Genomic DNA, 24,808 nt, shown 5'->3' on the forward strand with positions numbered 1-24,808 from the left:
CCCCAGGTTTTCCCCCGGTGAGCCCACACGGCGGCGCTTGTGCCGCTTGTGCCGTACGTGTCCCGACCGCCGTCGCACATGCCGCCGGACCCAGTCCGCCGCGCTCACCCACCGCGGCGGCGGGAAGGGGTTGCGGCCACCGCCCACCGGCCCCCTGCCCGAGCAGGGTCGCACCCTCATCCCGCCGCGACGGCGCGCAACCAGCACGGTGGAGATCGGCGGTGCCGAACCCACCGCGCGGCCGGAAGGCGGGAAGCGGCGGCGTTACGGCTCCCGTGTGATGGAGCGCCAGGCGGTCGGGAGCGTCGAGGCGACCGTGGAGGCCGTGGGCGGGGGGGCCGCTTGGCGGGCGGCCAGGCCGTGCAGGTACGCGCCGGCCGAGGCCGCGTCCAGGGGCGGGAGGCCCGCCGCCAGCAGCGCGCCGGTGACCCCGGACAGCACGTCGCCGCTGCCCGCCGTGGCGAGCCAGCCGGTGCCGGTCGGGTTGACCCGTACGGGGCCCGCGCCGTCCGGTGAGGCGACGAGCGTGGTGGAGCCCTTCAGGAGCGCCGTCGCCCGCAGCCGTTCCGCCAGTTCCCGTACGGACGCCAGGCGCTGCGACTCGACCTCCTCGCGCGGCTTTCCGAGCAGGGACGCGGCCTCGCCCGCGTGCGGGGTGAGCAGGGTCGGGGCCGTACGGGCGCGTACGGCGTCGTGGTCGAGGAGGCGGAGCCCGTCGGCGTCCACGAGGACCGGTACGCCGGAGGCCAGCACCTCGTCGACGGTCTCGCGCGGCTCCTGCCCGTCGCCGAGGCCGGGCCCGACGACCCATGCCTGTACGCGGCCGGCCTTCGCGGGCCCGCCCGTCGAGACCAGGGTCTCGGGGAAGTGCCGTACGACGGCCTCCGTGCCCGGCCCGACGTACCGTACGGCTCCCGCGCCCCCGCGCAGCGCCCCGGCGACCGCCAGGACGGCGGCCCCCGGGTAGCGCGCCGAACCGGCCGCCACGCCGACGACGCCGCGCCGGTATTTGTCGCTCTCCGCGGTGGGCCGGGGCAGCAGCGCGTTCACGTCCGCGTGCTGGAGCGCCTCCGCCTCGGGTACGGGCGGCAGGTGCGGTGCGAGGCCGATGTCGACGAGCCGCAGCGCGCCGGCGTGCTCGCGTGCGGGGTCGATGAGCAGGCCGGGCTTGTACGCGCCGAAGGTCACGGTCGCGTGGGCGCGTACGGCGGGGCCGTGCACCTCGCCCGTGTCGGCGTCGACTCCGCTGGGGAGGTCGACGGCGACGACGGGTGTGCCGGACTGCTCGACGGCCCGCACCAGTCCGGCGGCGTCGGGCCGCAGGCCGCCCTTGCCGCCGATGCCGACGATCCCGTCGACGACGAGTGCCGCACCGGCGAGGAGCGGGGCGGCGTCCGCCGCCGGTACGGCGCGTCCGCCCGCCGCGCGCAGGGCGCGCAGGCCGCCCGCGTGCGTGCGGTCGGGCGAGAGCAGTGCCGCCGTGACGCCCGCGCCGCGGCGGGCGAGTCGCGCGCCGGCATACAGGGCGTCGCCGCCGTTGTCACCGCTGCCGACGAGCAGCACGACGCGGGCGCCGTACACCCGGTCCAGCAGCCCGGCGCAGGCGGCGGCGAGCCCGGCGGCGGCGCGCTGCATGAGCGTTCCCTCGGGCAGCAGCGCCATCAGCGCCCGCTCCGCGTTCCGTACGGTTTCCACGCTGTACGCAGTCCTCATGCGTCCAGTGTGACGAAGGGGAGGCGCGTACGGGTGCCGGCGGGGCGGGCCGCTGCGGCCACACGGCCGTCCGCGGGCCCGCCGTGTCCGTCACACGTCGGCTCCTTCCGTCGCGGCCCCGGCCGCCACCTCGGCCACCGGGTTGGTAAGCGTGCCGATGCCGGAGATCTCCACCCGTACGGTGTCGCCCGCGGCGAGGAAGCGGGGCGGGTCGAAGCCCGCGCCGACACCCGCGGGGGTGCCCGTGGCGATGACGTCGCCGGGGTACAGCGTCATGCCGGCCGAGAGCGTGGCGATCAAGTCCGGGATGCCGAAGACGAGTTCGCCGGTGTCGGCCTGCTGGCGGAGTTCGCCGTTGACCCAGCACCGTACGCCGAGCGCGGCCGTGCCGTCGGTCTCGTCGGCGGTGACGATCCACGGGCCCATCGGGCTGGAGTCGTCCAGGGCCTTGCCCAGGAACCACTGGCCGTGCCGGAGTTGGAGATCGCGCGCGGTGACGTCGTTCAGGATGGTGTACCCGAAGATGTGCCGGTGCGCGTCCTGTGCCCGGATGCCGCGGCCCCGTCTGCCGATGACGACGGCGAGTTCGGCTCCGTAGTCGAGACAGCCGGTGACACCGCGGGGCAGCCGGATCGGCGCGTACGGGCCGATCACGGACTCCGGCGGCTTGGTGAACACGATGGGCGCGCCGGGGACGCCGCCGGAGGGCGTCGCGCTGTAGCCGCTGCGGTCGAACTCCCTGGCGTGGGAGGCGTAGTTCTTCCCGACGCAGAGGAGGTTGCGGTGGGGTGCGGGGAGCGGGGCGAGGAGTTCGACGTCGTCGAGCGGGTACGGCTCCGCGCCGCGTACGCCGTCCCGGCGGGCGTGCGGCCAGTCGTTGAGCCGGTCGTACAGCTCGCCGAACCTGTCGATGACGTCCGTCATGGTGGTCACCGGCCGCGCCGCGTCCAGCTCCGCCAGCGAGCGTACGGTGTCGCCGTCCACCATCCCCACGTGGACGGCGCCCGCCTTGCGGAAGGTCGCGAACCTCACTGCGGCCCCTCGGTGCCGCGGCGGGGCGGTTCGTTCGGGGCTCTGCGGGCGACGCGTGCGTAAGGCATGGGTACTCCTGTGGGGGGTGGATCTTGTGGAACCGTTCCTGCTGGGATGGTGCCTCTTCGGAACGGTCGAGGTGCACAGGAATATCCGCTGCCGCTTGGCGTCCACGACAGCGACCGGCCAGGTGGGCCGGTTTTCAGCCCGCGCTGGACATGCTGCTCTCGCGCACGACCAGTTCGGGCTGGAGCACGATCCGCTGGTGCTCGTGCTCCGCCGCGTCGTCGCCCGTCTCCTCGATGAGCAGATCGGCCGCCGCCCGCCCCATCCGGTACGCGGGCTGCCGTACGGACGTGAGCGGCACCGCCGCGGCAGCGGCGAACTCGATGTCGTCGTACCCGACCAGCGCGATGTCCTCAGGCACCGAGACCCCCGCCCCGTACAGCGCCTGGAGCACGCCGAGTGCCAGCAGGTCGTTCGCGCAGAACACGGCGGTCGGCCGGGGCGACATGCCCAGCAGGCGCGCGCCCGCGTCGCGTCCGGCGGCCACGTCGAGGCGTTCGACCTCCACGTGCCGCAGCTGCGCGCCCGAGCGGGAGCCGCGCAGGACGCGGCGGGCGCCGGCGTACCGGTCGCGGCACTGGGTCAGCGACATCGAGCCGCTGACATACGCCATCTCGCGGTGCCCCTGGTCCAGCAGATGCCGTATGGCCAGTCCACCGCCCCGTACGTCGTCCACGGACACCGAGCAGCCCTCGCTGCTCGGCACGGCGCGGTCGACGCTGACGAACGCGATGCCGTGCCGCTCGAAGTCGGCGAGGTTACGGCCGGAGTCGTCGGCCGGTGTCACGAGGACGCCGCGTACGCGCTGCTCCGCGAACAGCGACAGGTAGTCGGCCTCCTCGGCGGCGCTCTGCGCGCTGTTGCACAGCATCACGCCGAGCCCGGCGGCGCGTGCGGCACGTTCCGCGCCGGAGGCGACGTCCACGAAGAACGGGTTGGCCATGTCCAGCACCAGCAGCGCGATGATCCGGCTGCGGCCGGCGCGCAGCTGGCGGGCCGACTCGCTGCGTACGTAGCCGAGCCGGCGTATCGCGGAGCGCACCCGGTCGCGGGTCTCCTCCGCCACCATGTCGGGGCGGTTGATCACGTTGGAGACCGTGCCCACGGAGACGCCCGCCGCCCGCGCCACGTCCTTGATGCCCACCATGCTCGCCACGAGCGCTCATGCTACGCAGTGCGGACCGGCCCAGGGCCCCGCACCGGCTCCGGGGCCGTACGGTGCGCCCGCGCCCGTGCCGACCTCGACCAGTTCCGTACCGGTGAGGTCCGCGAAGGCGCGCAGGTCGGGCAGCAGCCGCCCGGTGGCCAGCGCCCAGTGGTGGCCGACGCCGCTCGCGCTCCAGGCGTCCGTCCACTCGCCGGGGTCGGCGCCGACGTCGACGCGCGAGGTGGTGTTGCCGATGCGCAGCAGCGGGCCGCCGACGACCTCGCCCTCGGCGGCGATCAGCCGGTAGCGGCCGTCGCGGGTCTGGCCGACGCCGACGAGCGTGACCGGCCCGTGCCGTACGTCGAGTTCGACGGAGACGCCCCAGCCGCGCTTCCCGTGGTAGACGCCCAGGCCGCGCAGCAGCGGGCGGTGCTCGCCGATGGCGAGGTGGCCGGGGCCGTCGTGGCCCATCTCCACGACGCCGTCCCGGAAGTTGAGCGCCTGCAGCTCCGTGAACGAGCCGCCCGCGCCGAGCCGGTCGCAGATCAGCATGGCCAGCGACGTACGCAGCTCGTACTCGCCCGCGGCCGGCACGCCGCGCGCCGTCAGGAGTGAGGCGCCGAGGATCATCCCGGCGCCGAGCCGTTCGTGGATTTCGCCGTCGAGGCCGCGGTGGTAGTACGCCAGTGAGTCGAGGTCGTAGTCCGCCACCAGGCGGTCGAGCCCGCAGGCGACGCGGGCGGCCCAGGCGAGGTCGTCCTCGGCGACGGTGTCGTCGAGGGTGAACACGTCGCGGGTCTCGGCGAGTTTGGCCGCCACGCCCGCGTCGGCGGCGGCCTCGGCCCGTACCCGCAGGTCGTCGAACTCCAGCACCTCCACATGGCCGCCGAACGTGCCCGGCACCATCGTCAGATCCGTCGAGACGTCGTACATCCCGGGGTAGAGGTGCCCCATCAGCCCGTGCCGCCCGCCGCGCAGCGCGGACCGTACGCCTGCCGCGCGTATCCAGCGGGCGATGCGCTGCCAGGCGCGTTCGTCCTCGACGTGGCCGCTGACGGAGCGGAAGGGCACGCCGACGCGTTCGAAGACGTTGGCCATCTCGGGCAGCGGGCAGGCCCCGCAGTACGCGAGCCACTGCCCGGTGTCGAACGAGGCGTGGTCCATGGCCTCGGTCGGCTGCAGATTGATCAGCAGGACGGGAGCGCCGCCGCGCTGGGCGACGGGGACCAGCATGGTGGCGGTCATGTAGGTGGTGAGGAAGCCGACGATCAGGTCGCAGTCGGCGGCGCGCAGTTTGTCGGCGGCCTCGGCGCCCTCGCGGGCGTCGGAGATGAAGCCGACGTCGACCACCTCGGCGTCCAGCCCGCGCATCCGCTCGGCCACGCGGGCGGCGGAGCGCCGCAGTTGGGGCAGCAGTTCGGGGAACTGCGGCCAGTACGCGCCGAGTCCGCCCGCGACCAGGCCGACGCGGGGGCGGCGGGCGACGGCGGGCGTGCGTACGGGGACGGCCGCCCCGGCCTCCCTGGCCTCCTCGTACGCCTCCCCGCCCGCGCTCCCGTACGTGTCCGCGTGCGCGTTCTCCTTCGTCATGCCCTGCTCCCTCCTACGCGAGGTGGAACACCTCGGTCAGCGGCCGCATCGCCTCGTCCGGGCCGGTGCCGTCGTCGAGCGACTCGAAGAACGGCGCCATCTCGGCCTGCCAGCGCGCGTTGACCTCGGTCCGTGCCATCGCGGCCTGGGCGGCCTCGAAGTCCTCGGTCTCCAGATAGCCGACGAGCAGGCCGTCGTCGCGCAGGAAGAGCGAGTAGTTGTGCCAGCCGCTCGCGGTGAGCGCCGCGCACATCTCGGGCCAGACGGCCGCGTGCCGCTCGCGGTACTCGTCGATCCGGTCGGCCCGGACCCGGAGCAGAAAGCAGACGCGCTGCATACGTGTCCCTCCGCCGTCATGTTCGCCGGGTGCTCAGAAGTCGAAGTCGTCGATGTTCTTCTTGTCGAAGACCGTGGGCGGCCCGAGGATGACCTCGCCGTCCTTGCCGACCGTCCGTTCGCCCAGCTCGCCCGCCTTGAACCGCTCGCCCTCCTTGCCGGTGATCTGCCCGGAGGCGAGCGCGGCGGCGGCGTACGAGGCGAGGTAGCCGAGCTTCTCCGGGTCCCACAGGGAGAACTGCTCGACGGTGCCGTTCTTCACGTACTTCCGCATCTGGTTGGGCGTGCCCAGGCCGTTGAGCACGACCTTGCCCTTGTACGAGGAGCCGCCGATGTAGCGGGCGGCGGCGGCGATCCCGACGGTGGTGGGCGAGATGATGGCCTTCAGCTTCGGGTACGCCTTGAGCAGGCCCTGCGTCTCCTGGAACGACTTCTGGTCGTCGTCGTCCCCGTACGCGGTCTTGACCAGCTTCATGTCCTTGTACGCGGGCTTCTTCAGCTCGTCCTTCATGAACTCGATCCAGGCGTTCTGGTTCGTGGCGTTCTGCGTCGCCGACAGGATCGCGATCTGGCCCTTGTGGCCGAGCTGCTCGGCCGTGTGCTGGACGAGGCTGCGGCCGATGTCCTCCGAGCTGGCCTGGTTGATGAACAGCTGGCGGCAGTCCTTGCTGGTGTCGGAGTCGTACGCGACGACCTTGATGTCCTGCTTCATGGCCTGCTTGAGGGGGCCGCAGACGGCGTTGGGGTCGTTGGCGGCGATGAGGATGGCGTCCTGCCGCTGCTGTACGAGCGTGTTGATGTAGCTGACCTGGGAGGACGCCTTGGCGTCGGACGGGCCGACCTCCTTGGCCTCGCCGTCGTACTCCTCGGCGGCCTTGATGCCCGCCTCGTCGACGATCTTCTCGTACGGGTTGTTGATCTGCTTCGGCAGGAAGGCCAGTTTGAGGCCCTTCTTCAGCGGCGCGTCGGGGTCGGCCTTGGCGTTCTGGGCGTCTTCCTTGGCGTTCGCCGCGTCGTCCTTCGCGTCGTCCTTGGTGGTGCCGGAGCAGCCGGCGAGCGCCACGGACAGGGCGCAGACGACGGCGGTCGCGGCGACCGTACGGGTACGGAAACGGGTGCGGAATCGGGTGCGGGTGTGCGGTCGCATGGCGGGGGCCTTTCAGCAGGGAGACGGGAAGGGGGCGGTCAGGGCGCGGCCGTACGGCGCTGCCGCCGCTCGCCGAGCACGGCGATCACCCGGGGCGTCAGCACGGAGACGATCAGAAGCGCCCCGGTGACGATGACCTGGATCTCGTTGGACACGTCGTTCAGCGTGAGGAGGTTGTTGAGTACGCCGATGAGGAGCACGCCGGCGACGGCGCCGCCGAGCGTTCCCTTGCCGCCGTTGAAGTCGACGCCGCCGAGCAGCACGGAGGCGATGACGACGAGTTCGAGACCGAGCCCGTTGTCGGCGCGTGCGCTGCCGTAGCGCAGGGTGTAGACGATGCCGGCGAACGAGGCCATCAACCCCGTCACCGCGAACAGCACCAGCTTGATCCGCTTGACCCGTACGCCCGCGAACCACGCGGCCTGCTCCTGCGCGCCGATGGCGAACATCGACCGCCCGAACCCGGTGCAGTGCAGCACCACCGCGGCCACCACCGCGAGCACGGCGAACAGCGCGATCGGGTACGGCACGAAGGTGCCCGGCACCGTCTCGGTGTACGAGGCCCACTGCGCATACGTGTCGGGGAAGTCCGCGACGGCCTTGTTGCCGAGAACGACGGACGCCAGGCCGCGGTAGAGCGTGAGGGTGCCGATGGTGACGGCCAGCGAGGGCAGTCCGACGCGGGTGACGAGCCAGCCGTTGAGGAGCCCGCCGAGCACGCCGACCAGGAGGCAGACGGGCACGATGAGTTCGAACGCCCAGCCCGCGTCCCAGAGCGCGCCGGCGAGCGCGCTGGACAGGCCGAGCATGGAGGCGACGGACAGGTCGACCTGCCCGGCGACGACGAGCAGCGTCATCGGAAGGGCGATCAGGGCGATTTCGGCGGTGTCGTTGAGGGCGGCGGAGAGGTTCGTCGTCTCCGCGAAGCCCTCGGTGCTGCCCGCGCCCGCCAGCAGGACGGCGACGAGCAGGATGCCGAGGCCGGTGTCCCAGCGGAGGTACCGCACGTACTTGTTCATGGCCGCCTCCTCTTCCGCAGCGCCTCGGTGGTGCGGTGCCGTACGACGCGGTCGGCGCAGATCGCGGCCAGCAGCAGCACGCCGGTGATGGCCTGCTCCCAGAACGGGTTGACCTTGAGCACGACGAGCGCGCTGCCGATGGTGGTGAGCAGCAGCGCGCCGAGCGCCGCGCCCCAGACAGTGCCGACGCCGCCGGTGATGGCGAGACCGCCGACCACGACGGCGCTGACGACGGTGAGTTCCCAGCCGTTGGCGGCGTCCGCCACGACGGTCCCGAAGCGGGCCAGCCACAGCGCGCCCGCGAACCCGGCGACCGCGCCGGAGAAGGCGTACGCGGCCAGCACCCGCCGCCGGATGGGGATGCCGGCGAGCCGGGCGGCCTCCGGGCTGGACCCGATGGCGTACAGCTCGCGGCCGCCGCGGTAGGTCCGCAGGTAGTACGCGGTGCCGGTGAGCACCACGGCGGAGATCAGCGGCAGGTACGGCACGCCCAGCACGCTGCCGCTGCCCAGGTCGAGCACGCCCTGCGGGACGTCGGCGGCGTTGATCTGGTCGCCGTGCGCCCAGGCGTGGCCGATGCCCTGGATGACGTACAGCATGCCGAGCGTCACGACCAGCGCGGGCACCCGGCCGAAGCTCACCAGCGCCCCGCTGACGAGACCGCACAGCACGCCGAGTCCGGTGCCGAGCAGCAGCACGGTGACCGCGCTGTGGTCGCTGCCGGAGACGAAACTGCCGCAGGCGAAGGCGCTGAGGCCGACGACGGAGCCGACGGACAGGTCGATGTTGCGGGTGAGCACGACGACGGACTGGCCGGTCGCGAGCAGCACCAGGATCGCGGAGTTGAGCAGCAGGTCCTTGACGCCCTGGCTGTCCAGGAAGGAGGGGTTGGCCAGCCAGGTGCCGAGGATGAGCAGGACGAGGGCGCCGCCGATGCTGAGTTCGCGGACGCGGAAGACGGTCTCGGCGAGGGAGCGCCGGGGGCGTTCGGCCGGGGCCTGCGGGGCGGGCGGCGGCTTGAGGGTGCTGGTGCTCACGGCGTGCCCTCCTTTGTACGGGCGCCGGCTTCCGTACCCGGGCCCGCGTCCGTACGCGCCTCTGTGTCCGTACGCGCGCCCGCCCGCGTACGTCCCGTCGCCGCCGCCATCACCGACTCCTCGGTGGCTTCGGCGCGCGGTATCTCCGCGACGAGCCGGCCCTCGTGCATGACGAGCACCCGGTCGGCCATGCCCAGGACTTCGGGCAGGTCCGAGGAGACCATCAGGACGGCGAGACCGTCGGCGGCGAGCGTGGAGAGCAGCCGGTGCACCTCGGCCTTGGTGCCGACGTCGATGCCGCGGGTCGGCTCGTCCACGATCAGCACGCCCGGCTCGGTGGCGAGCCACTTGGCGAGGACGACCTTCTGCTGGTTGCCGCCGGAGAGCACGCCCGCGGTGTCGGACAGCCGGTCGAACTTGAGCCGCAGCCGGGCCGCCCAGTCGGTGGCGCGGGCCCGTTCGCCCGCCCGCCGTACGAGGCCGCCGCGGCCGAGGCGGTCGAGTCCGGTGAGGCCGATGTTCCGCTCGATGGACATCTCCATCACCAGGCCCTGCTGCCGCCGGTCCTCGGGCACGAGGGCGAGGCCCGCGTCCATCGCGGCCGTCGGCGAGCCGCGGCGCAGCGCCGTGCCCCGTACCTCCACCTCGCCCGCGTCCGCGCGGTCCACGCCGAACACGGCCTGCACCACCTCGCTGCGCCCGGCGCCCACCAGCCCGGCGAGGGCGACGATCTCGCCGCGGCGGACCTCGAACGACACGTCGTGGAAGACGCCTTCGCGGGTGAGCCGCCGTACGGTCAGGGCGGTCTCGCCGGTGCGGGTGTCCTGCTTCGCGTACAGCTCGTCGAGGTCGCGGCCGACCATGCGGCGCACGAGGTCGTCCTCGGTGAGCCCGGCCAGCGGCTCGGAGGCCACCAACTCGCCGTCCCGCAGGGTGGTGACGCGCTGGCAGAGCCGGAAGATCTCGGTCAGCCGGTGCGAGATGAACAGCACCGCGGCGCCCTCCGCGCGCAGCGTCTCCACCACGGCGAACAGCCGGTCGGTCTCGGTGCCGGTGAGCGCCGCGGTGGGCTCGTCCATGATCAGCACGCGCGCGTCGAAGGAGAGCGCCTTGGCGATCTCCACGATCTGCTGGTCGGCGATCGACAGCCCGCGGGCGGGCCGTTCGGGGTCCAGGTCGACCCCGAGACGGCGCAGCAGGGCGGCGGTGGCGTCGCGTACGGCCGTATGGTCGATACGGCGGAGGGTGCGGCGCGGCTGGCGGCCCATGAAGATGTTCTCGGCGATGGAGAGGTCGGCGAAGAGCGTGGGCTCCTGGTAGATCACCGCGATGCCGGCGGCGCGCGCGTCGGCGGGGCCGTGGAACGCGACGGGCGCGCCGTCGAGGAGCACCGTGCCGGAGTCGGGGCGGTGTACCCCGGCGAGCGCCTTGATGAGCGTGGACTTGCCCGCGCCGTTCTCGCCGGCGAGCGCGTGTGCCTCGCCGGCGTGGAGTTCGAGCGAGACGCCGCGCAGCGCGCGCACGCTGCCGAAGGACTTGGTCACCTCCTTCAGCGCGAGTACCGGAGCGGCGGCTCCGGCCGGTGCGGGCTGGGGCATGGTGCGGTTCTCCCCTTTCGTGTTCGTTCGCCTCCGGGCGCTCGTACCCGGTGTCGACACTCTTCGACTCTGCGCTCGTTCCTCGCTTGGTCTCATCGCTTTCGACACCGGCGCGCCCTTTGGCTCACTCACTTCGGCAGCGGCGGTCGTTTCCCGTGCTCGTTCGCCTGCGAAAATGAAATGTTTCAATTCAATTCCGGGAAGCTAATGCCACCCCGAGACCCCGTCAAGGGGGTGCGCAGCAGGTAAATAACCTGCATGCCGGATGTCTTGACGGTCACCTCCGAACAGCTCTACGTTCCTGGCGCACTGAACTGAATCGTTTTTATTTGCTCCAGGAGGTGCAGGTCCATGATCAGCAGACGCCGTCTCATCGCCACGGCTGCCGCTTCCGGCACTGCGGGCACGGCGCTCGGCACGCTCGCCACCGACGCGCAGGCCGCCCCCGCGCCGCCCGCGGGCGCAGCCGCCGGCCTGCGCGTCCGGAGCACCACCACGGAGTACGCCGACCGCCCGCTCGGCGTGGACTCGCCCCGCCCCCGGCTCAGTTGGGTGCTGGCGGCGGACGGCGAGGGCGTGCTCCAGCACGCGTACCAGATCCGCGTCGCCACCTCCCCCGACCGCCTCGGCTCCCCCGACGTGTGGGACAGCGGCAAGCAGACCGCGCGCCAGTCCGTCCTCGTCCCGTACGACGGTCCCGCGCTGCGACCCCGCACCCGCTACCACTGGTCCGTACGCGTCTGGGGCGCCGACGGCGGCCCCTCCCCCTGGTCCGGCCCCAGCTGGTGGGAGACCGGGCTGATGGACGAGCAGGAGTGGCACGCCGACTGGATCAGCGCCCCCGCCGCGCTCGTCGCGCCCCCGGACGTGGCCGGCGCGCCCTGGGTCTGGCACCCGGACGACCAGGTGGGCCAAGTCCCCGCCGCCACCCGCCACTTCCGCGGCACGTTCGAGGTGTCCGGCGAAGTACGCCGCGCCCGCCTGGTGCTGGCCGTCGACGACGGCTTCACCGCGTACGTCAACGGCACCGAGATCGCCGCCCGCGACGCCCACCCCGTGCACAAGAGCTGGAGCCACCCGGCGCTCCTCGACGTGACCGGGCTGCTCCGCGAGGGCGCCAACGTCCTCGCCGTCGAGGCCGTCAACTCCGAGCAGGGCCCCGCCGGTCTGCTCGCCGTCCTCGAGGCCGAGACCGCGGGCGGCACCGTCCGCTTCGACACCGCAGGCACATGGCGTACGACGAACGAGCCGCCCGGCGACGGCTGGCAGGACCCGGACCACGACGACAGCGGCTGGCAGGAGGCCCGCCGGGTCGGCACCTGGGGCGACGACCCGTGGGGCAAGGTGCTGCCCGAGCAGTCGCCCGCACAGCTGCGCCGCTCGTTCCGGCTGCCCGGCAAGCGCGTCGCGCGCGCCCGCCTGTACGTCACGGCGCTCGGCCTGTACGAGGCGCACCTCAACGGCGCCCGCGTCGGCGAGGACCAGCTCGCGCCGGGCTGGACGGACTACGCCAAGCGCGTCGCGTACCAGGTGCACGACGTCACCGACGCCGTACGCCGCGGCGGCAACGCACTCGCCGTCACCCTCGCGCCAGGCTGGTACGCGGGGAACATCGGCTGGTTCGGGCAGCACCACTACGGCGAACACCCGGCGCTGCTCGCCCGGTTGGACGTGGTGTACGCGGACGGCAGCAGCGAGAGCGTCGGCACCGACGAGCAGTGGCGCGCGGCCACCGGGCCGCTGCTCACGGCGGATCTGATGATGGGCGAGCAGTACGACGCGCGCCGCGAGACCCCCGGCTGGACCGGTCCCGGCTTCGACGACTCCGGCTGGCAGCGGGCCACCGCGGCCTCCGGCATCGAGACGAGCGTGGTGGCGATGACGGACGCGCCGACGCGGATCACGAAGGAGATCGAGCCCGTCGAGGTCACCGAGCCGAAGCCCGGCGTGTTCCTGTACGACCTCGGCCAGAACATGGTGGGCGGCGTCCGCCTCACCGTCTCCGGCGAGGCCGGCCGCACCGTGCAGCTGCGGCACGGGGAGGTGCTGGACAAGGACGGCAGCCTGTACGTCGCGAACCTGCGCGCCGCGCGGCCCGTCGACACGTACACCCTCAAGGGCTCGGGCACCGAGACGTACCAGCCGCGCTTCACCTTCCACGGCTTCCGCTACGTCGAGGTCACCGGCTACCCCGGCACACCGGCCCGTAACGCCGTGAAGGGCCTGGTGATGCACACGGCCGCGCCGTTCACCATGGACTTCGCCACCGACGCGCCGATGCTCAACCAGCTGCACCGCAACATCACCTGGGGCCAGCGCGGCAACTTCCTGTCCGTGCCCACCGACACGCCCGCGCGCGACGAACGCCTCGGCTGGTCCGGCGACATCAACGTGTTCGCGCCGACCGCCGCGTACAACATGGAGTCCGCCCGCTTCCTCACCAAGTGGCTCCAGGACCTGCGCGACGGCCAGGACGACGCGGGCGCGTACCCGGACGTCGCCCCGTACATCGGCCCCGTCGGCAAGGGCGTGGCCGGCTGGGGCGACGCGGGCGTGACCGTGCCGCTGGCGCTGCACCAGGCGTACGGGGACCGGCGGGTGCTGGAGGAGAACTGGCCGGCCGTACGGAAGTGGATCACGTATCTGGAGGAGCACAGCGACGGCCTGCTGCGCCCCGCCGAGGGCTACGGCGACTGGCTGAACACGGAGGACGAGACCCCCAAGGACGTGGTCGGCACGGCCTACTTCGGGCACGCCACCGACCTGGCGGCGCGTACGGCGAAGGCGCTGGGCGAGGACCCGGGGCCGTACGAGAAGCTGTTCGGGCGGATCAGGGACGCGTTCAACACGGCGTACGTGACCGAGGGCGGCGCCCGTGTCAAGGGCGACACCCAGACCGCGTACGTCCTCGCCCTCTCCATGGACCTGCTGCCCGACGCCGCCGCCCGGCGCGCCGCGGCCGGCCGGCTGACCGAGCTGATCGAGTCCCGCGACGGCCACCTCTCCACCGGCTTCCTCGGCACGCCGCGGCTGCTGCCCGCGCTCACCGCGGCCGGCCGTACGGACGTCGCGTACGGGCTGCTGGAGCAGCGGACGTTCCCGTCCTGGGGCTACCAGATCGACAACGGCGCCACGACCATGTGGGAGCGCTGGGACTCGATCAAGCCGGACGGCAGCTTCCAGGACGTGGGCATGAACTCGTTCAACCACTACGCCTACGGCTGCGTCGGCGAGTGGATGTACCAGAACATCGCGGGCATCGCGCCCGGCTCCCCCGGCTTCCGGGAGATCACCGTACGGCCCCGGCCCGGCGGCGGCGTACGGTCCGCGAGCGGCCGCTACGCGTCGCCGTACGGGCCGGTGGCCACCCGGTGGACGTGGGACGGCGCGGACCGCTTCGAACTCACCGTGACGGTCCCGGTCAACGCGACGGCCGAGGTGTGGGTGCCCGCCGCGCGCGCGGAGGACGTGGCGCGCGGGGACGGCGCCGAGTTCGTGCGGACGGCGGAGGGCTGCGCGGTGTTCGCGGTGGGCTCGGGCCGGCACCGGTTCGGCACGGGCGGTTAGGGGCGGGCCCCGTCGAGGAGAGCGCGCGCCAAGGAGCGGCGTCGCAGCCCTCCTTGACGGGGGTCACCTGCGGGGTTAGCTTTTCTGAATCGTTTCATTTCATGATGTGCCACCGGCTCCCGCGTGGTTCCGTACGAGGAGACGCATGTCAGTGCCAGACCTGCCGGCCGTCAGCGCCGCGCTCAAGTCCCAGCGGATCGAGACCCCTTCGTGGGCGTACGGCAACTCGGGTACGCGCTTCAAGGTCTTCACGCAGCCGGGCGTGCCCCGCAGCCCCGAGGAGAAGCTGGACGACGCGGCGCGCGTGCACGAGCACACCGGCGTCGCCCCCGTCGTCGCCCTGCACATCCCCTGGGACCGCGTGGCCGACTACGCCGCGCTGGCCTCGTACGCCCGCGACCGCGGCGTGCGGCTCGGCACCATCAACGCCAACGTCTTCCAGGACGACGACTACAAGCTCGGCTCCGTGACACACGCCGAGCCGGCCGTACGCCGCAAGGCGCTGGACCACCTGCTGGAGTGCGTCGACATCATGGACGCCACCGGCTCCCGCGACCTCAAGCTGTGGTTCGCCGACGGCACCAACTACCCCGGCCAGGACGACATACGGACCCGCCAGGACCGGCTCGCCGAGGCGCTGTCCGCTGTGTACCAGCGACTGGGCGAGGACCAGCGGCTGCTGCTCGAGTACAAGCTGTTCGAGCCCGCGTTCTACGCCACCGACGTGCCCGACTGGGGCACCGCGTACGCACACTGCCTCAAACTCGGCCCGCAGGCCCAGGTCGTGGTCGACACCGGGCACCACGCGCCGGGCACGAACATCGAGTTCATCGTGGCGATGCTGCTGCGCGAGGGGAAGCTCGGCGGCTTCGACTTCAACTCCCGCTTCTACGCCGACGACGACCTGATGGCCGGCGCCGCCGACCCGTTCCAGCTGTTCCGGCTGATGTACGAGGTGGTGCGGGGCGGCGGCCTCGGCCCGCAGACCGCGTTCATGCTCGACCAGTGCCACAACATCGAGCCGAAGATCCCCGCGATCATCCGCTCCGTGATGAACGTGCAGGAGGCCACCGCCAAGGCGCTCCTCGTGGACGGCCCCGCCCTGGCCGAGGCCCAGACCTCCGGCGACGTGCTGGGCGCCAACGCGGTGCTGATGGACGCGTACAACACGGACGTACGGCCGTTGCTGGCGTCCGTACGCGAGGAGCTGGGCATCGACCCGGACCCGGTGGCGGCGTACCACCGCTCCGGCTGGGCCGCGAAGATCACCGCCGAGCGGGCGGACGGGCAGCAGGCCGGATGGGGAGCGTGACCGGGATGACCGACGAACACCCCCAGGTGGCGGCCCTGCTGGCGCGTTCGCACCGGCTCGGCGCCGACCCGCGCAACACCAACTACGCGGGCGGCAACACGTCCGCCAAGGCCGCCGTGCCCGACCCGGTCACCGGCGACGACGTCGAGCTGATGTGGGTCAAGGGCTCCGGCGGCGACCTGGGCACCCTCACCACCGGCGGGCTCGCGGCGCTGCGCGTGGACCGGCTGCGCGCGCTCCGCGCCCGCTACCCCGGTGTGGAGCGCGAGGACGAGATGGTGGAGGCGTTCGACCACTGCCTCCACGGGCGCGGATGGCTCCCGGGGGGAGAAGGCACAGCACCGTCGATCGACACCGCCATGCACGGCCTGCTCGACGCCGCCCACGTCGACCACCTGCACCCCGACTCCGGCATCGCACTGGCCTGCGCCGCCGACGGCGAACGGCTCACCGCCGAGTGCTTCGGCGACACCGTCGCCTGGGTGCCGTGGCGCCGCCCCGGCTTCCAGCTCGGCCTGGACATCGCCGCCGTCAAGGACGCCAACCCCCGCGCCATCGGCTGCGTCCTGGGCGGGCACGGCATCACCGCCTGGGGTGACACCGCCGAGGAGTGCGAACGCAACTCGCTGCACATCATCCGCACCGCCGAGGCGTTCCTCGCCGAGCGCGGCAAGGCCGAGCCGTTCGGGCCCGTACGCCCCGGCTACGAGCCGCTGCACGAGGACGCGCGCCGGGAGCGGGCCGCCGCGCTGGCGCCCGTACTGCGCGGGCTCGCCTCGACCGACCACCCGCAGGTCGGACACTTCACCGACACCGAGCCCGTACTGGACTTCCTCGCCCGCACCGAACACCCCCGGCTGGCCGCGCTCGGCACCTCCTGCCCGGACCACTTCCTGCGGACGAAGGTGCGGCCGCTCGTCCTCGACCTGCCGCCGGACACGCCGTACGGCGAGACCGTGGCCCGGCTGCGCGAGCTGCACGAGGCGTACCGCGCCGACTACCGCGCCTACTACGAGCGGCACGCCGGCCCCGGCTCCCCCGCCATGCGCGGCGCCGACCCGGCGGTGGTGCTGGTGCCCGGCGTCGGGATGTTCTCGTACGGGCGGGCCAAGCAGACGGCGCGCGTGGCGGGCGAGTTCTACCTCAACGCGGTCAACGTGATGCGCGGCGCCGAGGCCGTCTCCTCGTACGCGCCCATCGAGGAGCCGGAGAAGTTCCGCATCGAGTACTGGGAGCTGGAGGAGGCCAAGCTGCGCCGCATGCCCGCGCCCAAGCCGCTCGCCACCCGCGTCGCGCTGGTGACCGGCGGCGGCTCGGGCATCGGGCGGGCCATCGCGCACCGGCTGGCGGCGGAGGGCGCGTGCGTGGTCGTCGCCGACCGCGACGCGGAGAGCGCGGCCACGGTCGCGGGCGAACTGGGCGGCCCTGACACGGCGGTGCCCGTCACCGTCGACGTCACCTCGGAGGAGCAGGTCGACGCGGCCCTGCGGGAGTCCGTACTCGCCTTCGGCGGCGTGGACCTGGTGGTCAACAACGCCGGGATCTCGCTGTCCAAGCCGCTGCTGGAGACCACGGCGGAGGACTGGGACCGGCAGCACTCCATCATGGCGCGCGGCTCGTTCCTCACCTCCCGCGCGGCCGCCCGGGTGCTCACGGCGCAGGGCATGGGCGGCGACATCGTCTACATCGCGTCCAAGAACGGCGTCGTAGCCGGCCCCGACAACATCGCGTACGGCGCCGCCAAGGCCGACCAGTCGCACCAGGTACGGCTGCTCGCCGCCGAGTTGGGCGCCCACGGCATCCGCGTCAACGGCATCAACCCGGACGGCGTCGTACGCGGCTCCGGCATCTTCGCCGGCGGCTGGGGCGCGCAGCGGGCCGCCGTGTACGGGGTGGAGGAGGAGAAGCTCGGCGAGTTCTACGCCGGACGCACCCTGCTCAAACGGGAAGTGCTGCCCGAACACGTCGCGAACGCCGTCTTCGCCCTGACGGGCGGCGACCTCACGCACACCACGGGCGCGCACCTGCCGGTGGACGCGGGTGTCGCCGCGGCGTTCCTCCGCTGAGGCCGCGGCGTGGCTCCTTCCTCCCCTGACCTCCCCTTCGCCGCGGTCGACCTCGGCGCGTCCGGCGGACGCGTCATGGTCGGCCGCGTCGCGCCTGGTTCACTCGGCCTCCAGGAGGTCCACCGCTTCCCCAACCGGCCCGTACGCACCGGCGGCACGCTGCACTGGGACGTACTCGCGCTGTACCAGGGCGTCCTGGATGGGCTGCGCGCGGCGGGCCCCGTCGCGTCCGTCGGCATCGACTCGTGGGCGGTCGACTACGGCCTCCTCGACACCGACGGCGCCCTCCTCGGCAACCCGGTGCACTACCGCGACACCCGTACGGAGGGCATGGCCGATGCCGTCGGCGAAGTGCTGCCCGCCGCGGAGCTGTACGCCGCCACCGGGTTGCAGTACCTCCCGTTCAACACCCTCTACCAGCTCGCCGCCGCCCGCGGCACCGCCCAACTCGCCGCCGCCGACCAGCTGCTGCTGATCCCCGACCTGCTCGCGTACTGGCTCACCGGCGAGCGCGGCACCGAACTCACCAACGCCTCCACCACCCAGCTCATCGACCCCCGTACGCGCGACTGGTCCCGTACGGTCGCCGATCCGCTCGGCATCGACCTGTCGCTGTTCCCGCCACTGCGGCTACCGGGCGACCCCGGCGGCGAACTCCTGCCGGGCATACGGGCGGAGGCGGGGCTGACCGGTCCCGAACGCGTCCCGCTCACCGTCGTCGGCTCGCACGACACGGCGTCGGCGGTGGCGGCCGTACCGGCGGCGGACGACCGCTTCGCGTACATCGCCACCGGCACGTGGTCGCTCGCCGGGCTTGAACTGGACGCCCCCGTTCTCACGGAGGACAGCCGCCGCGCCAACTTCACCAACGAACTCGGCGTCGACGGCACCGTCCGCTACCTCCGCAACATCATGGGGCTCTGGCTCCTCCAGGAGTGCCTGCGCACCTGGGAGTCCGAAGGCCACCGGCCCGGCCTGGACGAACTGCTGCGGCAGGCCGCGCGGTCCACCCCGCTGCGGTCGGTGGTGGACGCGGGCGACCCGGAGTTCCTCGCCCCGGACTGCATGCCCGCGCGCCTGGCGGCGGCGTGCCGCCGCGGGGGGCAGCCCGAGCCGCGTACGCCCGCGGAGTTCACGCGCTGCGTGCTCGACTCCCTGGCGCTGGCACACCGGCAGGCGGTCGAGGACGCGCAGCGGCTGACGGGGCACGAGGTGGACACGGTCCACATCGTCGGCGGCGGCGCCCGCAACGAGCTGTTGTGCCAACTGACGGCGGACGCCTGCGGGCTGCCGGTCGTCGCGGGCCCGGCGGAGGCGGCGGCGCTGGGGAACGTACTGGTCCAGGCACGGGCGGCGGGAGCGCTGCGGGGGTCCCTCGCGTCGCTGCGGGGAACACTCCGGTCGTCGCTCCCCCTGCGCCACTACGCCCCGACGTCCACGCCGCCCCGCTCGGCCTGGTCCGCCGCCCAAGCCCGCCTGCGGTGACGCCTGCGGTTCACCTGGTGCCCCCGCCCTTACCCCCAGGCGGAAGGTAGTGAGCCAGTGCGAGTACGGCTGCGAGCTCGGCAAACGTGCGGGTCCAGCTTGCGTGGTTGCCGAGCCGAACCGGGTTCGCCTGGTGGTTGCGAGTGATGTCGAGCGCGAAGCGCGAGCCATCGTTCCAGTTGTTGATGAGCTCGTTGTTCTGCTGTGTCAGCCGTGGATTCGAGCCAGATTCGATCGCATCGGTAATCTGCCGGGAGAGAGTGCTGAACCGAGCGGCTTCCGCTGTCGCGACGATAAGGGTTCCCAGCGCTCGCCTCAAATCCGAATCGTCTATTCCGCTGCCCGGGGCGAAGAATCCAGGCCTCGCACTCTGCAAGGCCGCGGCGGCATCAATCAAGACATGCCTGCCGAGCGTAAGCCTTTCGCGACTTGGAGCGGTCATGTTCAGGCTTCCGTAGTCTTCGCCTATCCTCGTGTCCTCGGTGCGGTCGTACCGACCCCGGAGATCCCCCAAGTCGGTGTTGCGGAGGGCGAATAGCGTCTGGTTGCTGGTGAACGGCTCATCAAGTACCCACCCGAGGAGGTACATGTTGTGTGCCTGGAAGAGCAGTCCGACGGACCCAGCATCACCGATGTTGATGTTGAGCTGGATATACCGGTGTCGGTCCTGCGTCGTTATGCGCATGTCCTGCCGGTAAATGGGACCGGCCGCTGCGCGCAGCGTATTGATCATCCTGTCGTAGACACGCGCGTTGTCTGCGTACCAGGCCTCGCTTGGGGAGCCCAGGTTCCAGGTCACATGGCGAATGTCCACAAGGTTGTTGCCAGAGCCCTCGCCCTGGTCTTTACCCTTGTCCTTCTCCTTACTCTTGTCCTTGTCCCCTTGGTGCTCGCCCTTGTGGCCGTGGTCGTGCTTACCGCGCTTCTCGTTCCCCTTCTTCTTTGCCCCTTCCGGGAGCTTGTTGGCGGCGCCGTGTGTCGTGACGGCGGCCTTGTCGTCCTCCTTGTCGTCGGGCTTCGTCTGCGCGTAGACGGTCGTGGAGATCACGGCCAGTGCCACGACGCACGCCGTGAGAATCGCCCAACGCCGACGGAGCCTGCTCCTGTCATCTGTCGCGTTCTGCGTCACGTGCTTCCCCCAAGTCGAGATGCCACTGCGCGTGACAGCGGTCGGCCCGCGAATGCGGGCGCTCAAACGCTACGGACTGGCACGCCCGGGAGAATCCCCCGCGAGAGGACGATTGCGGGGTAGCTCTGACGGGGGACCAGGCCGCGTTCGGCCGGGCCCGTCCGGCGATTGAGGACGGCCCGGGACGGGCCACCGGCCCGCGGGTGGGCCGACATCCCGTGGCCCGGCGAGCCGCCATCGTGGCCGAGGGCCGTCCTCAAACGCCGGACAGGCTCAGGCAAGAATGCGAACCGGGGCCGCCTCACGGGCACGCCGGTGTTCCCCGTCGTCTCTTGCGCACAACAGCGCCCACACCCGCTTCCCGCAGGGGAGCACGTCGGTGCCCCAGTCCTCGGCCAGCTGCGCCACGAGCGCGAGGCCGCGCCCACTCTCCTCATCGGCGCCCGGCTCCTGAAGCGACGGAGGCACCTTCGAGAAGTCGATGACGCCGATGCGCACCCGCGCCGCGCCAGGATGGTCGATCGCGACTCGGATGCATGGCCGCCGAGCGTGCTGGACCGCGTTCGACACCAGCTCGGAAACGATCACGGCCCCATCCCCGGCAAGGTCGTCCAGTCCCCGGACACTCAGCGCGACGCGCACCAGTCGTCGGGCGGTGGCGGCGCTCTCCGGCTCTCGCGGCAGGGTCTCGCTGTACCCGGGGTATCCAGTGGGACGCGCCCGCGTCGTAGTTCGCGGCATGTCGGTCTGCTTTCTCAGATCGGCCGAGCCCCGGGGCCGTCACGCGGCTACCAGGGCACTGTCCGCTCATGTAAGCGACATGCAGGAAACGCATACAGGGGCGCAACGTCCCACTTTCAGCACGCTATTCGCCGACCCCCAGGAATTCCGCCAACGGCCGGAGTCCCGGCGGATGGTTGGGGAGCGCCCACAAGTCGCGCACGATGGCCACGGCCAACGTGTGGTGCTGCATCCACGTCGGCGCCACCCGGCGCAGGGACTCCAAAGTCTTCACGGCACCGGCCGCATCCCCGATGTCCGTGTGGGCGCGTGCCACGTCCAGCAGCAGCCACGTCCGCCAGGACGGCGGGGTGTCCTTGCTCAGCCGCATGCCCTTGGCCAGCGCCAAGGCCTCCTCCGGGTGACCGTACTGAACAGCGAGCCGGACGCGTTCGATGCGGACTGACGACGGGCTGAAGACGCTGACCATACGGCTGTCGCCACCGTCGGGCAGCTTCGAGACCCGTGCCGCTCCCTTCTCCGCCGTCTCCATCATCGCCGCCGCGCGCTCGTAGTCGCCGCTCCGCGCGGCCGAGGTGGCAGCGCTCATGGTCAGGGCGCCCCACACCTTCAGACCGTCCGCTGTCTCGTCACGGCCTGCGTTCACCATGTCCTCGGTGGCGCGGAGCGCGATGCTCAACGCGTCCTCCAGGCGGCCCTGCCGCTGATACGTCCATGCCGTGGAGTTGACGATCATCGGCAGCAGCAGTGGGTCGGAGGACCGTCCCGCAGCGTCGACGGCACGCTCCAGACTCGTCAGGGCAAGGTCGGTCTTGCCCATCCGCACCGCGACGTGTCCCGCGAGTTGAAGTGCCTTGCCCAGGGCTGCCCAACCGGCCCTGCGATCGTCGTCGTTGCCCGAAGCCGTGGCAGTACGCGCATCCGAGAGAAGGTCCGGGAGCGCCTTCATCACGGTGTCGAACTCGGCGGCGTGGTACTGCGTCCAGCCGTCCGCGATCTGCTCACGGAGACGCTCCAGCGAGAAATCAGGCCCTGGCGGCCCCGGCACCGGCCCCCAGAGCACGGGCATGATGGCGCGGCGTACTGCCACGAAGCGTGGTCCGTCGTTCTCCCCTGTGGAGGAGACCGCGGGCGGGTCGCCCAGGAGCGTGGTCAGTTCCACTCCGAGACCGTTGGCCAACGCGTGCAGTGTGGGCAGCCGCGCCGAGTGTTTTCGCCGCTGTTCGAGCTGGCGGACCACATCGACGGACACGCCGGAGCGCTCGGCCAGCTCCTCTTGCGTCAGGGAGGCCAGACGGCGCAAGCGGCGCAGGATCCTCCCCAGGTCTTCGTTCGCCACGCCGCCACGGTACGCCGCTCCCGGGGCGGGGCGCACCGCGTCCCGGGGCGCCACTCCGCTCATCGCTATCCCCTGTGCTTTTCCAGCCCGCCCGGCGCTTGAGGACGGACCGGGCCGGCCACCGGCCTGCAAGTGGGCCGACAGCCCGGTGGCCCGGCGAACCGCCATCGTGGCCGAGGGCCGTCCTCAAACGCCGGACGGGCTCAAGTGGTCACCGCTCCGCGATGACCACCGCCGACGCCACCCCCGCGTCGTGGCTGAGCGACACGTGCCAGTGCCGGACCCCCAGCGCCGTGGCCCGCGCGGCCACCGTCCCCCGTACCAGCAGCACGGGCTGGCCGGAGTCCTCCGTCACGACCTCCGCGTCCGTCCAGCGCAGCCCCCGCGGCGCGCCGAGCGCCTTCGCCAGGGCTTCCTTGGCCGCGAACCGCGCGGCCAGCGAGGCGACACCGCGCCGCTCCCCGCCGGGCAGCAGCAACTCCCCGGTCACGAACAGCCGTTCCGCCAGCTGCGGCGTACGCTCCAGCGCCGCCGCGAACCGGTCGATCTCGGCGACGTCGATCCCCACCCCCACGATCACCGCGCGAACCGCCTCGTTCCGCCGCTCACTCCACCGTCACCGACTTGGCCAGGTTCCGCGGCTGGTCGACCTCGTTTCCGCGGGCCGTCGCCAGCTCGCAGGCGAAGACCTGGAGCGGCACCGTCGCCACCAGCGGCTGGAGCAGCGTCGGGGTGTGCGGCACCTCGATGAGGTGGTCCGCGTACGGACGCACCGCCTCGTCTCCGCGTTCGGCGATCACGATCGTACGGGCGCCCCGTGCCCGGATCTCCTGAATGTTGGAGACGATCTTGTCGTGCAGCACGGACCGCCCGCGGGGCGACGGCACGACCACGACCACCGGCACGTCGTCCTCGATCAGCGCGATGGGCCCGTGCTTGAGCTCACCCGCCGCGAAGCCCTCCGCGTGCATGTACGCGAGTTCCTTGAGCTTGAGGGCGCCTTCCAGCGCCACGGGGAAGCCGACGTGCCGGCCGAGGAACAACACCGTGTTCTTGCCGGCGAGCCCGCGCGCCAGCTCCCGTACGGGCTCCATGGTGGTCAGCACCTCCTCCACCTGCGTACCGATCTCGGAGAGCTCCCGGATCACGGCGCCCACCTCGTCGCCCCACTTGGTGCCGCGCACCTGGCCGAGATAGAGCGCGACCAGGTAGCAGGCGACGAGCTGGGTGAGGAACGCCTTGGTGGAGGCGACGGCGACCTCCGGACCGGCGTGCGTGTACAGCACGGCGTCGGACTCGCGCGGGATCGTGGAACCGTTGGTGTTGCAGATGGCCAGCACCTTCGCGCCCTGCTCGCGCGCGTGCCGCAGCGCCATCAGCGTGTCCATGGTCTCGCCGGACTGGCTGACGGCGATGACCAGCGTCCGGGTGTCGAGGATCGGGTCGCGGTAGCGGAACTCGCTGGCCAGCTCCGTCTCGCAGGGCATACGCGTCCAGTGCTCGATCGCGTACTTCGCGATCATCCCGGCGTGATAGGCCGTGCCGCAGGCCACTATCACCACCTTGTCGATCTCCCGCAGCTCGGAGTCGGGCAGCCGGAGCTCGTCGAGGGTCAGCGAACCGCTCGCGTCGATGCGGCCGAGCAGCGTGTCCGCGACGGCCTTCGGCTGCTCGGCGATCTCCTTGAGCATGAAGTAGTCGTAGCCGCCCTTCTCGGCGGCGGACGCGTCCCAGTCCACGTGGTACGTGCGGACGTCGGCCGGTACGCCGTCGAAGTCCGTCACCTGGACCGCGTCCCGGCGCAGCTCCACGACCTGGTCCTGGCCCAGCTCGATCGCCTCCCTGGTGTGCGCGATGAACGCGGCGACGTCCGACGCCAGGAAGTTCTCGCCGTCGCCGACGCCGACGACCAGCGGCGAGTTGCGGCGTGCGCCGACCACGACGTCCGGGTCGTCGGCGGAGACGGCGACCAGGGTGAAGGCGCCGTCGAGGCGGCGGCACACCTGGCGCATCGCCTCGGCGAGGTCGCCGCTCGCGGAGTAGCACTCGGCGAGCAGGTGGGCGGTGACCTCGGTGTCGGTCTGCGAGGAGAGTTCGTGGCCGCGCTCCGCCAACTCCGTACGCAGGGCGGCGAAGTTCTCGATGATGCCGTTGTGCACGACCGCCACGCGCCCGGAGTTGTCCAGGTGCGGGTGCGCGTTCGCGTCGTTGGGGGCGCCGTGAGTGGCCCAGCGGGTGTGGCCGATGCCGGTCTGGCCGCTCGACAGCGGGCGCTCGACGAGTTCCTTCTCCAGGTTGGAGAGCTTGCCCTCCTTCTTCGCGGCCGCCAGCCCGCCGTCGGCGAGCACGGCGACCCCGGCCGAGTCGTAGCCGCGGTACTCCAGCCGCCGCAGCCCGGCGATGACCACATCGAGGGCGGACTGCCCTCCCACGTAACCGACGATTCCGCACATGCGGGCAGCCTACGACGGCACGGTCCGGGAG

At 72.1% G+C, this 24,808-nt stretch carries 18 protein-coding genes; 4 read left to right on the forward strand and 14 right to left on the reverse strand.

All coding sequences use genetic code 11. The annotated features are described in order from the left end of the window. Positions 1–264 precede the first annotated feature (264 nt). The 9 genes from DVA86_RS04665 to DVA86_RS04705 form a co-directional block, all read right to left on the reverse strand. On the reverse strand, positions 265–1,713 hold the full coding sequence (locus DVA86_RS04665; RefSeq protein WP_208876029.1) for an NAD(P)H-hydrate dehydratase: 1,449 nt from the start codon (positions 1,711–1,713) through the stop codon (positions 265–267). 90 nt (positions 1,714–1,803) lie between these two features. Continuing rightward, the gene (locus DVA86_RS04670; RefSeq protein WP_208876031.1) at positions 1,804–2,745 is read right to left on the reverse strand and encodes a fumarylacetoacetate hydrolase family protein; all 942 of its coding nucleotides are present in this window, start codon (positions 2,743–2,745) and stop codon (positions 1,804–1,806) included. 202 nt (positions 2,746–2,947) lie between these two features. Further along, on the reverse strand, positions 2,948–3,958 hold the full coding sequence (locus tag DVA86_RS04675; protein ID WP_208884385.1) for a LacI family DNA-binding transcriptional regulator: 1,011 nt from the start codon (positions 3,956–3,958) through the stop codon (positions 2,948–2,950). Between the two features lie 15 nt (positions 3,959–3,973). Further along, on the reverse strand, positions 3,974–5,548 hold the full coding sequence (locus tag DVA86_RS04680; protein ID WP_208876032.1) for an L-fucose/L-arabinose isomerase family protein: 1,575 nt from the start codon (positions 5,546–5,548) through the stop codon (positions 3,974–3,976). A 13-nt stretch (positions 5,549–5,561) separates the two neighbouring features. Then, entirely contained in the window at positions 5,562–5,885 is a 324-nt protein-coding gene (locus DVA86_RS04685; RefSeq protein WP_208876033.1) for an L-rhamnose mutarotase, read from the reverse strand. A gap of 33 nt (positions 5,886–5,918) precedes the next feature. Beyond that, positions 5,919–7,031: a rhamnose ABC transporter substrate-binding protein gene (gene rhaS, locus DVA86_RS04690; protein ID WP_208876035.1), complete on the reverse strand. Its 1,113-nt coding sequence runs from the start codon at positions 7,029–7,031 to the stop codon at positions 5,919–5,921. Positions 7,032–7,069: 38 nt separating this feature from the next. Next, positions 7,070–8,050, reverse strand: coding sequence for an ABC transporter permease (locus DVA86_RS04695; RefSeq protein WP_208876036.1), 981 nt, complete (start codon positions 8,048–8,050; stop codon positions 7,070–7,072). Further along, a complete protein-coding gene (locus DVA86_RS04700) occupies positions 8,047–9,087 on the reverse strand; it encodes an ABC transporter permease (protein ID WP_208876038.1) in 1,041 nt (346 codons plus the stop codon). Before DVA86_RS04700 ends, DVA86_RS04695 begins: the two co-directional genes overlap by 4 nt. After that, positions 9,084–10,685 (reverse strand): sugar ABC transporter ATP-binding protein, encoded by a 1,602-nt coding sequence (locus DVA86_RS04705; protein WP_208876039.1) that lies wholly within the window; start codon positions 10,683–10,685, stop codon positions 9,084–9,086. The genes DVA86_RS04700 and DVA86_RS04705 overlap by 4 nt, the downstream gene beginning before the upstream one ends. A 351-nt stretch (positions 10,686–11,036) precedes the next feature. Between DVA86_RS04705 and DVA86_RS04710 the strand changes: the two genes are divergently transcribed. From DVA86_RS04710 to DVA86_RS04725, 4 genes are all read left to right on the forward strand, one after another. Continuing rightward, positions 11,037–14,252: an alpha-L-rhamnosidase gene (locus tag DVA86_RS04710; RefSeq protein WP_208876040.1), complete on the forward strand. Its 3,216-nt coding sequence runs from the start codon at positions 11,037–11,039 to the stop codon at positions 14,250–14,252. Between the two features lie 151 nt (positions 14,253–14,403). After that, entirely contained in the window at positions 14,404–15,564 is a 1,161-nt protein-coding gene (rhaI, locus tag DVA86_RS04715) for an L-rhamnose isomerase (RefSeq protein ID WP_208884387.1), read from the forward strand. Between the two features lie 5 nt (positions 15,565–15,569). Next, complete coding sequence (locus DVA86_RS04720; protein ID WP_208876042.1) at positions 15,570–17,630, forward strand: bifunctional aldolase/short-chain dehydrogenase; 2,061 nt, start codon at positions 15,570–15,572, stop codon at positions 17,628–17,630. 75 nt (positions 17,631–17,705) lie between these two features. Then, a complete protein-coding gene (locus tag DVA86_RS04725; RefSeq protein ID WP_208884389.1) occupies positions 17,706–19,115 on the forward strand; it encodes a rhamnulokinase in 1,410 nt (469 codons plus the stop codon). A 10-nt stretch (positions 19,116–19,125) separates the two neighbouring features. Here the strand turns inward: DVA86_RS04725 and DVA86_RS04730 are convergent, their stop codons facing one another. The 5 genes from DVA86_RS04730 to glmS all read right to left on the reverse strand — a co-directional run bounded on the left by DVA86_RS04730 (position 19,126) and on the right by glmS (position 24,777). Beyond that, positions 19,126–20,244, reverse strand: a complete 1,119-nt coding sequence (locus tag DVA86_RS04730) for a ribosome-inactivating family protein (RefSeq protein WP_208876044.1) — start codon at positions 20,242–20,244, stop codon at positions 19,126–19,128. 273 nt (positions 20,245–20,517) lie between these two features. Next, positions 20,518–20,985 (reverse strand): ATP-binding protein, encoded by a 468-nt coding sequence (locus DVA86_RS04735; protein WP_208876045.1) that lies wholly within the window; start codon positions 20,983–20,985, stop codon positions 20,518–20,520. A gap of 124 nt (positions 20,986–21,109) precedes the next feature. Further along, positions 21,110–22,324, reverse strand: coding sequence for a helix-turn-helix domain-containing protein (locus DVA86_RS04740; RefSeq protein ID WP_208876047.1), 1,215 nt, complete (start codon positions 22,322–22,324; stop codon positions 21,110–21,112). Positions 22,325–22,535: 211 nt separating this feature from the next. Then, on the reverse strand, positions 22,536–22,904 hold the full coding sequence (locus tag DVA86_RS04745) for a holo-ACP synthase (protein WP_208876049.1): 369 nt from the start codon (positions 22,902–22,904) through the stop codon (positions 22,536–22,538). Positions 22,905–22,929: 25 nt separating this feature from the next. Next, positions 22,930–24,777, reverse strand: coding sequence for a glutamine--fructose-6-phosphate transaminase (isomerizing) (glmS, locus tag DVA86_RS04750; RefSeq protein WP_208876050.1), 1,848 nt, complete (start codon positions 24,775–24,777; stop codon positions 22,930–22,932). Between the last annotated feature and the right edge of the window lie 31 nt (positions 24,778–24,808).

The sequence above is a fragment of the Streptomyces armeniacus genome (assembly GCF_003355155.1).
Lineage (GTDB): Bacteria > Actinomycetota > Actinomycetes > Streptomycetales > Streptomycetaceae > Streptomyces > Streptomyces armeniacus.